This window comes from Gulosibacter chungangensis, from assembly GCF_008831155.1.
Lineage (GTDB): Bacteria > Actinomycetota > Actinomycetes > Actinomycetales > Microbacteriaceae > Gulosibacter > Gulosibacter chungangensis.
On sequence record NZ_WBKB01000007.1, the window covers coordinates 145,296 to 159,989 of the forward strand.

The 14,694-nt window shown below is 59.6% G+C and carries 13 protein-coding genes; 4 read left to right on the top strand and 9 right to left on the bottom strand.

From position 1 onward, the window contains the following. Positions 1 to 12 precede the first annotated feature (12 nt). The 3 genes from F8O05_RS11575 (at position 13) to F8O05_RS11585 (ending at position 4,351) form a co-directional block, all read left to right on the top strand. Positions 13 to 2,088, top strand: a complete 2,076-nt coding sequence (locus F8O05_RS11575) for a M3 family metallopeptidase (RefSeq protein WP_158052902.1) — start codon at positions 13 to 15, stop codon at positions 2,086 to 2,088. 70 nt (positions 2,089 to 2,158) lie between these two features. Continuing rightward, positions 2,159 to 2,581 (top strand): VOC family protein, encoded by a 423-nt coding sequence (locus F8O05_RS11580; protein ID WP_158052903.1) that lies wholly within the window; start codon positions 2,159 to 2,161, stop codon positions 2,579 to 2,581. A 60-nt stretch (positions 2,582 to 2,641) separates the two neighbouring features. Beyond that, a complete protein-coding gene (locus F8O05_RS11585; protein WP_158052904.1) occupies positions 2,642 to 4,351 on the top strand; it encodes an MBL fold metallo-hydrolase RNA specificity domain-containing protein in 1,710 nt (569 codons plus the stop codon). On the opposite strand, the gene F8O05_RS11590 is transcribed toward F8O05_RS11585, so the two are convergent. From F8O05_RS11590 to clpX, 3 genes are all read right to left on the bottom strand, one after another. Next, positions 4,348 to 5,058 (bottom strand): lipoprotein LpqH, encoded by a 711-nt coding sequence (locus F8O05_RS11590; RefSeq protein ID WP_158052905.1) that lies wholly within the window; start codon positions 5,056 to 5,058, stop codon positions 4,348 to 4,350. The two genes, F8O05_RS11585 and F8O05_RS11590, sit on opposite strands and share 4 nt — an antisense overlap. Positions 5,059 to 5,242: 184 nt before the next feature. Next, positions 5,243 to 5,836, bottom strand: a complete 594-nt coding sequence (locus tag F8O05_RS11595; RefSeq protein WP_158052906.1) for a lipoprotein LpqH — start codon at positions 5,834 to 5,836, stop codon at positions 5,243 to 5,245. A gap of 136 nt (positions 5,837 to 5,972) precedes the next feature. After that, positions 5,973 to 7,268 (bottom strand): ATP-dependent Clp protease ATP-binding subunit ClpX, encoded by a 1,296-nt coding sequence (gene clpX / locus F8O05_RS11600; RefSeq protein WP_158052907.1) that lies wholly within the window; start codon positions 7,266 to 7,268, stop codon positions 5,973 to 5,975. Between the two features lie 428 nt (positions 7,269 to 7,696). Here clpX and F8O05_RS11610 point away from each other — a divergent pair, with 428 nt between their 5' ends. Continuing rightward, positions 7,697 to 8,362 carry a biliverdin-producing heme oxygenase gene (locus F8O05_RS11610; protein ID WP_192497155.1) on the top strand — a complete coding sequence of 222 codons (666 nt, stop codon included), beginning with the start codon at positions 7,697 to 7,699 and terminating at the stop codon, positions 8,360 to 8,362. A gap of 76 nt (positions 8,363 to 8,438) precedes the next feature. Here the strand turns inward: F8O05_RS11610 and F8O05_RS11615 are convergent, their stop codons facing one another. The 6 genes from F8O05_RS11615 to F8O05_RS11640 all read right to left on the bottom strand — a co-directional run bounded on the left by F8O05_RS11615 (position 8,439) and on the right by F8O05_RS11640 (position 14,547). Continuing rightward, positions 8,439 to 9,119 (bottom strand): ATP-dependent Clp protease proteolytic subunit, encoded by a 681-nt coding sequence (locus F8O05_RS11615; protein ID WP_192497156.1) that lies wholly within the window; start codon positions 9,117 to 9,119, stop codon positions 8,439 to 8,441. Positions 9,120 to 9,145: 26 nt separating this feature from the next. Beyond that, the gene (locus tag F8O05_RS11620) at positions 9,146 to 9,772 is read right to left on the bottom strand and encodes an ATP-dependent Clp protease proteolytic subunit (RefSeq protein WP_158052925.1); all 627 of its coding nucleotides are present in this window, start codon (positions 9,770 to 9,772) and stop codon (positions 9,146 to 9,148) included. 168 nt (positions 9,773 to 9,940) lie between these two features. After that, positions 9,941 to 11,299: a trigger factor gene (tig, locus tag F8O05_RS11625; RefSeq protein ID WP_158052909.1), complete on the bottom strand. Its 1,359-nt coding sequence runs from the start codon at positions 11,297 to 11,299 to the stop codon at positions 9,941 to 9,943. Between the two features lie 196 nt (positions 11,300 to 11,495). Continuing rightward, positions 11,496 to 12,386: a glycine betaine ABC transporter substrate-binding protein gene (locus F8O05_RS11630; RefSeq protein ID WP_158052910.1), complete on the bottom strand. Its 891-nt coding sequence runs from the start codon at positions 12,384 to 12,386 to the stop codon at positions 11,496 to 11,498. 68 nt (positions 12,387 to 12,454) lie between these two features. After that, positions 12,455 to 13,381 carry an ABC transporter permease gene (locus tag F8O05_RS11635; protein ID WP_158052911.1) on the bottom strand — a complete coding sequence of 309 codons (927 nt, stop codon included), beginning with the start codon at positions 13,379 to 13,381 and terminating at the stop codon, positions 12,455 to 12,457. Beyond that, entirely contained in the window at positions 13,381 to 14,547 is a 1,167-nt protein-coding gene (locus tag F8O05_RS11640) for a quaternary amine ABC transporter ATP-binding protein (protein ID WP_225735880.1), read from the bottom strand. Before F8O05_RS11640 ends, F8O05_RS11635 begins: the two co-directional genes overlap by 1 nt. Between the last annotated feature and the right edge of the window lie 147 nt (positions 14,548 to 14,694).

Sequence of the window (14,694 nt, forward strand, 5' to 3'; positions counted from 1 at the left end):
TAGGCTGAGGCGATGACTGGTTTGCTCGCTGCCGATAATCCCTTCGCTTCGCCTTCACCGCTCCCCTATGAGCTACCGCCCTTTGAGCAGATTCAAGTGGAGCATTTTGCGCCCGCCATCGAGGCAGGGTTTGCCGAGCACCGAGCTGAGGTCGCGGCGATCGCCGGGAATACGGCCGAAGCATCCTTCGAAAATACGATTGAGGCGCTGGAGCGCAGTGGCGAATTGCTCGACCGAGTGCTCGAGGTATTTTTCGCACTGACCTCTTCCGATGCCACACCTGAGATCGAGGCACTCGAAACAGAGTTTTCGCCGCGTATCGCCGCGCACTATGACGCGATTAGCCTGGATGCGGAACTCTACGATCGCATCCGCAAGGTCTACGATCAGCGCGAGCAGCTCGGTCTCACCTCTGAGCAGCAATATTTGGTCGAACGTCTTGAGCTTGAATTCCGTTTGGCCGGCGCGAACTTGGATGAGACCGGTAAGTCCACGCTGAAAGAGCTCAATCAGCTGCTCGCATCATTGGACACTCGTTTCGTGCGCAATCTGCAGGCCGATACGAATGATCTTGCGGTTGTGGTGGATGATCCGTCGGCCCTTGCCGGGCTCGCGGAGTCGGAGGTCCAGTCGGCAGCAAGTGCCGCGACGGATGCGGGGCTCCCCGGTAAATACCGCGTCACGTTGCCGCTCTACACGGGTCATCCCTGGCTGGCGCAACTGCGGCATCGACCGCTACGGCAACGGATCTTCGAGGCGTCACGTTCCCGCGGCGTTCGTGGTGGTGACCACGATAATCAACAGACCGTGCTCGACTCCGTCCGACTGCGGGCACAGAAGGCGCAGCTGCTCGGGTTCAAGAGTCATGCCGATCTGGTTGCGGCAAACTCGACGGCTGGCTCGGTGGCGGCAATCGATGAGCGCCTGCGCACCCTCGCGGTCCCCGCGGTGCGGAATGCCGAGCGCGAACTCCAGGTGCTGCAAGAGCTTGTGGATGAGCAGCAGCGTGCCGAAGGCGAGGAACCCTTCGAGCTCGCGGCCTGGGACTGGGCTTACTATGCGGAGCAGATCCGCGAGCGCGATTTCCAAGTTGATGAAGCGGCGCTGCGCCCATATTTTGAGGCAGATCGCGTCCTGCACAACGGCGTATTCTTCGCTGCGAACCTCCTCTACGGCCTCACGTTCGAGCCTCGCGAAGACCTCGTTGGCCATCATCCCGAGTGCAAGATTTTCGAGGTATTCGATGCCGATGGCACCGGACTCGGGCTCTATATTCTCGATCTCTACGCGCGGGATATCAAGCGCGGTGGCGCATGGATGTCAACCTATCGGCAACAGAACGAGCTGAACGGGCAGGCCACCGTGGTGTTCAACGTGTTGAACGTGCCGCGACCACCCCAGGGCTCACCGACGCTCTTAACGTTCGACGAACTCGAAACGCTCTTTCACGAGTTTGGTCACGCTCTGCACGGTCTACTCGCGCACGTGACCTATCCGCATTTTGGTGGCACCAATGTCCTGCGCGACTTCGTTGAGTTCCCGAGCCAGGTCAACGAGATGTGGATGACGCATCCCACGGTACTTGCGAACTACGCTCGCCATTACGAGACCGGAGAACCCCTCCCTGAGGAACAGTTCGCAAAGCTGCGCGCCGCGAAAGCCTTCAATCAGGGGTTCATGACCGCCGAATACCTCGCCGCATCAGTACTCGACATGGCCTGGCACAAGCTCTCGCCGCAGGAAGCAGCCGAGGTCACCGATGTCGTCCAGTTCGAGCGGGATGCGCTGGCAGAGGCAGGGCTTCTGCTCGAGACGGTGCCGACTCGCTATTCCTCGACCTATTTCCAGCATATTTTCGGCGGCGGTTATTCGGCCGGCTATTACGGCTATATCTGGAGTGAGGTCTTTGATGCGGCCTCGGTGGAGGTGTTCGAGACGGCCGAGGATATCCGCGCCACCGGCGAGCGCTTCCGGCGCAGCATCCTCGAGCCGGGTGGCTCTCGACGACCACAGGAGCTCGTGCGCGAGTTCCTCGGGGCGGATGCGAGCATCCAACCGCTGCTGCGCCGTCGAGGTCTGGACAACTAGTTCTCGGGAAATGCCAACCTAGTTCCGGAACACTCGCGAGGACAGAAATCGATTGCCGAGGAGGCAAATCATGGCTCCAAAACTCGCAACGTACATCGCCCTTCCCGGAACTACCGGAGATGCTTTTCGTCACTGGCATGAGGTGTTCGGTGGGGAACTGAACTTAATGACCTACGGTGACACCCCGATGCCGGGGATGCCCTTTGAGCCCGATCCCAACGCGGTGGCACACGTCACGCTCGATCTACCGGGTGGCTTCCTGGCAGGCGGTGACGCGATGCCCGGTGAGGAATACAACGTGGAGGGGAGCGCCTATTCGCTGCTCTACCAATTCGACACCGTAGCCGAGGCCGAAGCAGTCATCGATAAGCTCCTGGCCGCTGGCGGCCGGGTGGGCATGAAGTTCGAACCGGCACCGTGGGGTGACCACTACGGTCAGATCTTCGACAAGTTCGGCGTCATGTGGGCGATTAACGTGCCAGCGCAGCAATAGCCGCGTCGACAATTCCTGATCACTCGGAGATTCCACAAGCGCACCTGGCATCGTTGGGTCATGTCGAGCAATGTCATGTCGGGCAATAGCTTTCCGAACCGGACCACGCTGCAATTTCTCGGCGCGGCGGAAACCGTCACCGGTTCGAAGTACCTGCTCAGTGTTGGGAAGCGGCGCATCCTGATCGATTTTGGAATGTTCCAGGGTCCAAAGAAACTTCGCGACCGGAACTGGGAACGGTTCCCTTTCGATCCCGCCTCGATTTCGGATGTGCTGCTCACCCACGCGCACATGGATCACGTGGGTCTGCTGCCGAGACTCGTGCGCGAGGGATTCCGAGGTCCGGTGCTGTGCACACCTGGTACCGCGCAGCTCGCTGAAATCGTCCTTCGCGATGGTGCAAAGATCCAGGAACAAGACGCCGAGGATGCAAATAAGCACGGCTATTCCAAACACCGCCCGGCGCTGCCGCTGTACTCCACCGAGGATGTTGAGGCGACACTCCCGCTACTGGTGCCTATCCCCTACGACGAGGACATCGACCTGGATGACGGCATCGTCGCGCGGTATACGCGAGCCGCGCACATCCTCGGGGCCGCATCCATCACTGTCTGGACGGAACACTCCTCGATCGCGTTTTCCGGAGATATTGGGTCGCGCGAGCATCCGGTCCTGCGACCTCGCGAAGCACCGCCGGGAGCCCCGTTCGCGCTCATTGAATCTACCTATGGCGATCGCGATCACCCGGACGAAGACGGCCGTCCGCATGAAGGTTTTGCGGATATTATTCGTCGCACCATTGAGCGCGGCGGCAGTGTGCTCGTGCCCGCCTTTGCGGTGGACCGCACCGAAGTGATCCTGAAGACCCTGAGCGATTTTCGTCGGGCCGATCGCATCCCGTACGTCCCCGTCTATATTGACTCACCCATGGCCAATGCGGCGCTACGGGTCTACCTGTCGATGCCGGAAGAGATGCGATCGGATATGCATCCGGAGGATTTCCTCGAATTCCCGGGGCTGCATCCGATCCGTTCCGTGGAGGAGTCGAAGGAACTCACCGAATCGAGTAGGCGAACTCCGTCAATCATCATTGCGGCATCCGGCATGGCCACCGGCGGCCGGGTGGTGCACCACCTCGAGGCGATGCTTCCGGATGCGAAAAACTCGGTGGTACTCACCGGCTACCAGGCGATCGGAACCCGCGGCCGCTTGCTCGCGGAGGGCATCGACAAGCTCAAAATGCGCGGCAAATATATCCACGTCAATGCCGAAATTTATTCAGATCAGGGATTCTCGGTACACGGGGATCGCAGTGACTTGATCGAATGGCTTGGCGAACTCGAGCCGCAGCCGCGCACCGTGTTCTGCATTCACGGGGAGGTGGGAGCGGCCCATGCCCTAGCCAACTTGATCGAGGAGACCTATCCGCGGATTGATGCGGTGGTGCCCACCCACGGCGAAGTGATCGTGCTGGAAGATCTTGCGGCCGCGGCGATGAAACCAATCACCACGCGGACGATCGAGCGCCACGTGAAGACTTCTGCCCGCGCCACCGGGAAACCGTCTCCGAGTGTCGCACCGACCGCTGCCGCGGCCGCTGAGACCGTAACTGGCTATCAGTTGCTCGTCGGCAAGACGCCGCAGGCGCTATCGGAACAGGTTGAGGCTGCCCTCGGCGACGGTTTCGTGCCCTTCGGAGCGCCGAGCGTGGGCGTTGCCGAGGAGGCAGCCGTCTACTTACAAGCAGTAGTGCGCCGGCAGACCGATTAGTACATCACGTCGCAGGTGAGCTGGATTTCGAAGCTGATTGGGTTCTTATAGGAGTAATCACTGAAATAGAAGGCTTCACCCGAGGCTGAGAACTTGTCCCCGTTGAAGTTCATGGTGACCGAGCCTGCGTCAGCGGTAGAAGACCAATACAGTGAGGTGGCACCATCCGACGTTCCCTCGCTGATGAAGAGGTAGTCCGGCTGGCCGTCTTCATCGGCGGAAATCATCAGGGTCGGTCCGGTTTCGTCACCGGTCGCCTCCGTGTCACTGGCGATCACGTATTGCGAATCACTGTCGGAGGAGCACAGTGTCGTCCAGCTCACATTCGAGAGATCAATATCGTCATATTTCACGACGCTATTACCACCGGAGCTGCTGCCACCGCTCGAGTTCCCCGAACCGTTACTGCCGCTGGTACCGGTCCCACTTGAGTCGCCAGAAGCACCAGCGTCCGAGGATTCGATGCCACCCGAGGCATCCGCATCGCTCGAGGCATCATCGCTGCCGTCGGGGAACGGGAAGGGCAGTGATCCGCCGCCGGTACTATCTGATTCGCTCTGACTCTGTGGCGAAGTTGCTTTCGGTTCACGGGTTCGTTCGGCAGTCTCCTCGCTGCTAGCGCCGGCACAGGCAGAGAGTCCGAATACCGTAATTGGCACAATCGCGGCCAGTGCGATGCCCTTACGCAGGAGCCCGATGTTACTCATAGGTGCAGCTCGATTCTGAGTTGAAACGGAACACAGTGCTCCCAGCGTAGAGGTCGCGGCACTTTAGTTCATCCCCACGAGTGCTACCCGTGGGTGCAACCGAGGAATGACTCCGGCGGCCGAGGCGACTCCATGACTGCAGTCTTCGCTGCGTTATCCGCTAGCCCCCTATCCCGCTATCTCATTATCCGGCGCAGACAAACTCCACCGAGTAGGTCATGTCGGCTTCAGTGTGCACCGTGGTCTCGTCATACGAGATTCCTCGGCCGGTGGAGGTGACTGTGGTGTCCTCAACCCATAACGAGCCGTTCCCCTGCCCGACCCCCGGGTTCACAGTGAGTCCCGAACGTTCCCGCACCGACTGGCCTTCCGCGGTTTCTGTAAACGTGAAGCTCGCGAGCGAGTCCGACCCTGAGCCAATGACCACCACGACATACGCGGTATTGTCTTCATCTGCTGCGGAGGCGATCACGGTCGGGCTACCGTCCAGTCCCGTGCAGCTGACGTGCCAATCAAGGTCTGAATGGTCCTGCTCACCAATGCGCACCTCGATTGCGTGCGCAATCGTTGGCCGCGGAGTTTCTGTGGGACCCGTTCCCTCATCCGGGACTTCACCATCACTCGGTGCCGGGCGCCCTTCCCCCGGCGCAAATGTCTCGGTGGTATCGGTCTCCACTATCGAGGAAGACGGCACGGGAGTGGTCTCGGGCGCGCTCGAGGCTTGACAGCCAGTGAGCGCAACACTCGCGGCGGCAAGCACCATGGCATACCGCCGCAATGAATGCGCCCTCACCCGCAATAGGTTTCCTTCCGTGTTGGTAACCACTTCGGAACGTGACCAGCAGATCGCCGATTAGCCTATCGTGCAGCGATGAATCACGCCGTCACGATTTGGACGCAAATTCAACCGATGCTCAGGCAGTTTTCTCGTTCGGGAATGGCTTGGGTTTCTTCGGCAGGATGCTCGGGGCGGCATTCTTCTGCACGACACCGGCCGTGATTTCGACTCGTTCAACGTCATCACGCGAGGGAATATCGAACATGATCGGCCCGAGGACCTCTTCGAGAATGGCGCGCAAACCACGGGCGCCGGTCTTACGCTCAACTGCGAGCTCCGCGATCGCTTCGAGAGCTTCATGCTCAAAGTGCAGCTCGACATCGTCGAGCTCGAACATCTTCTTGTACTGGCTCACGAGCGAGTTGCGCGGTTCGGTGAGGATTCGCACGAGCGCGTCCTGATCAAGCGGCTCAACAGTGGTGATTACCGGGAGACGACCGATGAATTCGGGAATTAGACCGAATTTGTGGAGGTCCTCCGGCTGCACATCGGCGAAGACATCCTCGGTAATGCCGGGGGTGTTCAGCGGTGCGCCGAAGCCAATGCCCTTCTTACCTGCGCGCGAGGAGATGATGTCTTCCAGACCGGCGAAGGCACCCGCGCAAATAAACAGCACGTTGGTGGTGTCGATCTCGATGAATTCTTGCTGCGGGTGCTTCCGGCCGCCCTGCGGTGGCACCGAGGCTTTCGTCCCCTCGAGAATCTTAAGGAGTGCCTGCTGGACGCCCTCGCCGGACACATCGCGCGTAATCGAGGGGTTTTCCGCTTTGCGTGCGATCTTGTCGATTTCGTCTATGTAGACGATTCCGGTTTCGGCGCGCTGCACGTCGTAGTCGGCCGCTTGCAGCAGCTTCAACAGAATGTTTTCGACATCTTCACCGACGTACCCCGCTTCGGTCAGCGAAGTGGCGTCGGCCACGGCAAACGGCACATTCAGCCGGCGGGCGAGTGACTGCGCAAGGTAGGTCTTACCGGTACCGGTCGGACCGATCAGCAGGATGTTGGACTTGGCAATCTCTACGGTGTCGTGCGCGTCTTCGGCCTTTTTCTCCACGGCGCTAATTGCATCCCGAGCCCGGATACGCTTGTAGTGGTTGTAGACCGCGACCGACAGAGCACGCTTGGCATCCTCTTGCCCGACAACGTACTGCTGCAGGAATTCAAAGATGTCGACTGGTTTCGGAAGATCGAAGCCCAGTGCTTCTTCGGGTGCCTGCTCGTCCATCCGCTCGCGAATGATCTCATTGCAGAGTTCAACGCATTCGTCGCAGATGTACACGCCGGGACCAGCGATGAGTTGCTTCACCTGCTTTTGGCTCTTTCCGCAGAATGAGCACTTCAGCAGATCGCCGCTTTCACCGATGCGTGCCATGGATCCTCCTTTTGCAAGTTCGTATTAGCCTAGCCTTCCCACCCGACATCCTGCCGACCGACACCTCAATATGACGGAGCGCGACGGCTTCGCAGCGACCTTCAGCGTAATAGCCATCAGGCCCGAGGATGGCCACCAACAGTAAATCTGACTACCAGGGGTACTGCCACATCGATTCCAACCGGCGGCCACAGTATTTGCGAGCCCGAGGCCACTATGTTCTCACTGCTGAGATTGTCAGTGACGTGTACCAAACTCCCGTGGCGGTCATCCCCCACCCGAGGACTGGGAAAGGAATCGTTATGCCGATGCGTGACTTCTAAGTTTCAACACACTTCCCAGTCAAAATCACTTGCCATACCCCACTAAGGCTGGCCTAAAGTATCCCCAATATCTTTGCGCGGTCGATCATGAATACGGAGTCCAGAATGACACAGTCCCCCGCACCGTCCACCCTGAGTGAGCGGCTGCGTGACCTCACGTCACAATCTCACGAGAGCGCTGAAAACTCACAGTTCATCAAGCTGCTCCTTGACGGCTCACTTGACATTAACGCTTGGTATCACCTCCTCGAGCAGTACCGCTACATCTACTCAGCACTTGAAGAAACTGCTGGCAAGATGCGTGACAACGATCCTTGCCTCAAACTGCTCTCGGTCGAACTCAATCGATTCGATTCTATCGAACGCGATCTCGTGGCGCTGAGCGGACGCATCACGGTTGAGCCTGTCGGTATGCTCGCGTCGACCCGCGCGTATGTGGAGCGCATCCTCGACACCGCCAATGATGCCCCGCGTTACATTGCCCACCACTACACGCGCTATCTCGGCGACCTCTCCGGTGGCCAGATCATGCATGTGTGGATTAATCGCCACTATGGACTTTCAGAAGAGGAATCCGCGTTCTTCCGTTTCGAGGGCATTGAGAAGCCGGTACCGTTCAAGCGCCACTACCGCGAATCGCTCGATAACTTGCCGTTCTCGGAGGCAGAGCAGCAGCGTCTTATTGATGAGGCAAACGCAAGCTTCGAGGCAAACGAGCAGATCTTCACGGAGTTGCAAGAGATTCACGGTGGGGCGCGCGTAGCCGCCTAACCAGCCACCTCGGAAAATAACTCGACCCGGATGCTGATTCCAGCATCCGGGTCGAGTTACTTTCTTTGGCCGAGGATTAGTCGACGATGACGGGCTGTGCGCCCTTACGGCTCGTGAGCACCTGGTCAATCAGGCCGTATTCGAGTGCCTCATGCGCCGAGAGGATCTTGTCGCGCTCGATGTCCTTCGAGATCTGCGCCGCATCCTTACCCGAGTGGGTCGACAGTGCCTCTTCAAGCCACTGACGCATGCGCAGGATTTCCTGCGCCTGGATCTCGATGTCCGACGCCTGACCCTGGCCACCGCCGCCAGCGGCGGGCTGGTGGATGAGCACACGAGCGTTCGGCAGTGCGAGTCGCTTACCTGGCTGGCCGGCAGCGAGCAACACCGCGGCAGCCGATGCCGCCTGACCAAGGCACACGGTCTGCACCTCGGGGCGGATGTACTGCATGGTGTCGTAGATCGCGGTCATGGCGGTAAACGAGCCGCCGGGAGAGTTAATGTACATCGTGATGTCACGGTCCGGGTCCTGCGACTCGAGCACGAGCAGCTGCGCCATCACGTCATCGGCCGAGGCGTCATCGATCTGCACGCCAAGGAAGACGATGCGGTCTTCAAACAGCTTCGCGTACGGGTCTTGACGCTTGAAGCCGTATGCGGTGCGCTCTTCGAAGGACGGCAGAATATAGCGCGATTCCACGCTCGGGTCACGGGAGATTCCGGCGGGAAGACTCGAGCCGGTGGGGAGATTCAGCATAGTGTTATTCCTTCGTTCCTCGAGGCCTAGTTATCCGAGTTATCTGCGCCGTTATTCGAGGCCTCATCCGGCTTGCTCGAAATGCGACGGTCGGTGCCGCCACCGCCAACTACGCTGCTTGCTGACTCGGAGATGTGGTCAACGAAACCGTATTCAAGGGCCTCTTCGGCGGTGAACCAACGGTCACGGTCGCCATCTTCGTGGATCTGCTCGACAGTCTTGCCGGTGCGCGAAGCGGTGATCTCTGCGAGGCGCTGCTTCATGTCGAGGATGAGCTGTGCCTGGCGCTGAATGTCCGACTGGGTACCGCCGAAACCGCCGAGGGGCTGGTGCAGCAGCACGCGAGTGTTCGGGGTGATGTAGCGCTTGCCGGGAGCACCCGAGGTCAGCAGCAGCTGCCCCATCGACGCAGCCATACCGATACCCACCGTGACGATGTCGTTCGGCACGAGCTGCATGGTGTCGTAAATGGCCATACCCGCGGTCACAGAGCCACCGGGCGAGTTGATGTAGAGGTAAATGTCGGCCTCGGGGTCCTCGGCCGAAAGCAGCAGCATCTTCGCGCAGATTTCGTTGGAGTTGTCATCGCGGACGTCCTCGCCGAGCCAAATAATTCGGTCCTTGAGGAGTCGGTCGAAGACACTGTTTGGCATTTGCTGTTCAGCCACGGATACTTCTCCTTCGTAAGGTGTCGCAATGAATCTATCCGAGCAAAGCTTGGATTTAGGGGCCTGTTCGCCCTCGGCGTGAGTTGAGAGCGGCCGGTGGGATGCGCATTCAACGCATCCCACCGGCCGCCTTCTATACGTGGCTATGGAGCCTTACTCAGCCTTTGCTTCCTCAGCTTCGGGAGCCTCTTCAGCGGCCTCTTCCGGAGCTTCTGCGGCCTTTTCGCGAGCCTGCTTCACAACAGCGGTGAACTCGGAGATGTCTACGGCGTTGCCCTTGTCGTCAACAACCTCGGCGTCTTCGAGGACGTAGAGCACAGCCTTCGAGCGAGCAACCTCGCCGATCATCTGTGCCATCTGGTTGTTCTGCTGCATGATCTCAACGAACTGCTGCGGCGCAATGCCGTACTGCTGCGACTGCTGGAAGAGGAACTCGGTGAACTCGTTCTGCTCGACCTGAACATCCTCAGCCTTGATGATCTCGTCGAGGATCACCTGCTGCTGGAAAGAACGCTGCGCGTTCTCACGAACCTCGTCGCCGTGCGGGTCGTCGAGTTCCTTGCCCTCCTGCTCGAGGTGACGCTTGACCTCATCCTCAACCATGGTCTCGGGGACGGGAACCTCGTTGGCCTCGATGAGCAGGTCGACGGCCTTCTTGCGGGCCTCGTCAACCTGAGCGAAAGTCTTGCTCTTCGCGGCCTGCTCACGCAGGTCATCGCGAAGCTCTGCAACGGTGTCGAACTCGCTGGCGAGCTGTGCGAAGTCGTCGTCAACCTCGGGCAGCTCACGGACCTTGACCGAGACAACCTTTACGGTGATCTCGGCTTCTTCGCCCGCGTGCTCGCCGCCGATGAGCGTCGAGTTGAAGGTAGTCTCTTCACCGGCAGTCAGGGTCAAAAGCGCCTCGTCGGTGCCCTCGAGCAGCTCGCCCGAGCCGACCTCGTGCGAGAGGCCGTTCGCCTCGTCAACAACTTCACCGTTCACCTTGGCAACGAGGTCGATGGTGGCGAAGTCGCCGTTTTCGATCGCACGCTCAACCGTGGTGAGGGTGCCGAAACGCTCACGCAAGCTCTGGAGCTCCGCGTCGATGTCCTCGTCGGTAACCTCAGCGGCCTCGACCTCAATCTTGAGGCCCTTCCAGTCCTTGATTTCAACCTCGGGGCGAATGTCAACTTCGATGACGACCACAACGTCGCCCGAGAAGTCCTTCACGTCAGGAGTCTCGGTGACGTCTGCCTCGGGACGGCTCAGCGGCTGCAGTTCGTTCTCAGCGAGTGCCTGCTGGTAGAAGTTGTCGAGACCGTCCGAGATGGCCTGGTCGAGGACAACCTCGCGACCGACACGCTGGTCGATCAGCTGGTTGGGCACCTTGCCCTTGCGGAAGCCAGGGATCTGAACCTGGTTCGCGATGGTGCGGTATGCGCCATCGAGGTAGGGCTTGAGGTCTTCCGGCGCCACGTTAAGGGTGAGCTTGGCGTGGGTCGGGGTGATCTTTTCGACCGAAGTCTTCACGTGCGGGTACTCCTGCGGGTTGGGTGGCGCCACATTTTGGCGACCGGACGATCTGTCGTGGCGTTACAAGTCAGCACAAAAATGGCGTGACAAGACACAAACAAACCTTAACGATACGCCCCGGGGCCTGGCAGTCGCCAATTCTTGGCGAAAATTTGCAAGCCCCGGGGCGGGATTAGGTGGTTTCGCGGTGCGACTACTGGGTCAGGCCGTCCACAAACTCCTGGTTCTCGGATGCCCACTGCTCAACGAGCGGACCGTATTCGGTCGTGTCGGTGCCGTTGAACAGTGCGTTCTCGAGCGAGTACAGCGTCTCCGAGTCCATCGTGAAGTTCTGCATCCAACCGTTCAGGGTCGGGTGGCTGGTGGCAAAGTCCGTGCTCGAGTAGCTGTGGATGCTTTCCGCACCGCCAAGAGCGCCTTCCGGGTCTTCCAGGTCACGGATTGGGTATTCGTCGTAGGCCCAGTGCGGACGCCACAGCGTGACCACAATGTTCTCGCCAGCGGAAGTTGCCTTCTCAAGCTCGGTCAGCATGCCCGGGGTTGAGGAGATCACAAATTCCATGTTCTCCAGGCCGTAGGTCGGGATGACCTGCTCCTGGGTGGTCTTTGTCAGGCCCGCACCCGGGTCAATACCGATGATCTGGTTGCCAAACTCATCGGCATTATCGGCGAGTTCTTCAAGCGAGGTGATGGGGGCATCCTCGTTGACGGCGATGGTAAGTTTCGCCTCGTCGTTCCATGCCCCGAGGTCGACAATATTGTCGCCGTACTCCTCGACGTAGCTGGCGTGGGTAATCGGCAACCAGGTGTCCACCGTGAAGTCGTAGTCGCCGTCGGCAAGGCCGGTGAATACCGGTGCCGGGTCGGCATACTCAAGGTTCACGGTGTAGCCCTGGCCTTCGAGGACGTACTTCCACAACTCGCTGACCGCGATGCCTTCATCCCAGCCATTGAATACGGCGATCGTGACGTCGGCCTCATCGCCGTTCTCCACGGTTCCGCCGCCGGTGGAGGCGCAACCAGTCAGTGCAAGGCCGGCGATCCCGGCCAGTGCGATTGCTTTTGCAAAAATTCCCTTACGCATTCTTTCCATTTCGTTTCGTGATCAATCGGTTCAGTATTGAAGATGTGGGTGCAGTGTCCCGCACCGGTCTAGGCGGATGCTGGGGCCACCTGTTGTTCGACAGGCTTGGTCTTTGTGTCCCCCGCGTCAGGCTTCTCGGCCTTCGGCTTCCGCTTACGTTTCGTACCAATCCCACCGGTGAGTCGGTCGAGGATCATCGCGAGCACGACCACCGAGAGGCCAGCCTCAAACCCAAGGGAGAGGTTGATGCTCTGCAGCGCCTGGGTTACCTGCTGACCGAGGCCAGCGGCGCCGACCATACCGGCGATAACCACCATCGACAGCGAAAGCATGATGACCTGGTTGACGCCCGCCATGATCGAGGGCAATGCCAGCGGCAGCTCGATCTGACGCAGGATGCGCCCGGGAGTTGCACCAAAGGCGCGGCCAGCTTCGACCACTTCTTTATCCACTCCCCGGATGCCGAGTTCAGTCATACGTACACCCGGCGGCAGCGAGAAGATGACGGTGGCGAAGATGCCCGGCACGACGCCGACGCCGAACAGCAGCAGCGCCGGAATCAGGTACACCATCGCGGGCATGGTCTGGAAGAAGTCAAGGATGGGTCGAATCACTCGCGAGGCACGTTCTGACTTCGCGGCCCAGATACCGGTCGGAATCGCGATGATGAGCGCGAGAATACTCGCGACCAACACCAGCGACAGCGTGCGCATCGCGTTGTCCCACTGGCCGACCGCGACGATGAAGAGCATCCCGATGACGCTGCCAACCGCGAGTACGACACCCTTCTTGCCCTTGGCGAGGATCGCGAGGACGACAACGATGAGCATCATCAGCCAGTTGGGCAGGAAGGAGAAAACTCCGTAGAAGAAGTCGTAGGGCACTTTCAAGATGACGCCGACGACGTCAAAGAAGACCTGGAAAACGCTAATCAACCATCGCGTGCCGGTTTCAACCCAGTCACCGAAGGGGATTCCAAAATTGATGTCGATCATTACGGCGCCACCGTCCCTTCCGTCATTGCCGTGTCGGGTACTTCGGCGAGTTCTGCGGCAAGCAGAGGCACCTGGGGATCGGCGATTCCCGCTTCTGGCGGCAGGTCGATTGTGCCGGTTGTGGTGGTCATCGAGCTCAGTAGTGCAACGCGCGGAACGACTCCGACAAGGCGCCCGGTTTCGTTAACCACCGGCAGCGGCATCGTTGTGTCGACGGAGGGCTCGAAGAGCTCATTGAGCACGGTTTCGGGCTCCACGCGAAGGATGTCGCGGTCAATGATGGCGGCGAGGTCGCGCTGCCCCTTGCGGCGGGCACGGCCAATCTGTACCTCATTGACGCTTCCGGCGAGCTTGCCGTGCTCGATGAGGAAGACACCGCTGACCTGCAGTTCACGCATCATTTTCTCGACACCAGCGATACCCGCTGAAACCGGCAAGACCGCGCGGGCGGGCTGCATCACAGCGGCAGCCGTAAGCACGCGTGAGCGGTCGACATCCTGCACGAACTGCTCAACGTATTCATTCGCCGGATCGGTCAAGATCTCCTCGGGAGTACCAATCTGCACGATTTCGCCATCGCGCATCACGGCAATCCGATCACCGAGGAACATCGCCTCGTTGAGGTCGTGCGTGATGAACACGATCGTCTTGCCGAGCTTCTGCTGGAGCTCAACGAGTTCTTCTTGCATTTCACGACGGATGAGCGGGTCAAGGGCGCTGAACGCTTCGTCCATGAGCAAGATTTCGGTCTCCGCGCACAGCGCACGAGCAATACCCACTCGCTGCTGCATACCGCCGGAGAGTTCATTCGGGTAGCTATTTGCCCACTGGTCGAGGCTAACCGTAGCGAGGACCTCAAGCGCACGGGATTCGCGCTCTGCTTTTGCCACACCCTGGATTTCAAGGCCAAAGGCGACGTTTTCAAGCACAGTCCGGTGCGGCAGCAATGCGAAGTGCTGGAACACCATAGACATGTGGCTCTTGCGGACTTCACGGATGCTCGCTGGCGAGGCGCCGATGATTTCGGTCCCCTGCACCTTGATCGACCCCGCCGTGGAGTCAAGCAGCCCGTTCAGCATGCGAATGAGGGTGGATTTACCCGACCCAGACAGACCCATTACGACAAAGATCTCACCGGTGCGCACCTCGAAGGATGCGTCAATCACGGCTGCCGTCGAGGCGGGAGCTAGTGTCGCGTTTCTGAAGTTCGTTGAGGGTTGGCTTTCGCGAGTACCTGTTCCGGAGTTTTCGTCCACACGAATGGGTGCTTGCGATCGTTCCAGCCAGTAATGAATTGACGGATCTTTGCATTC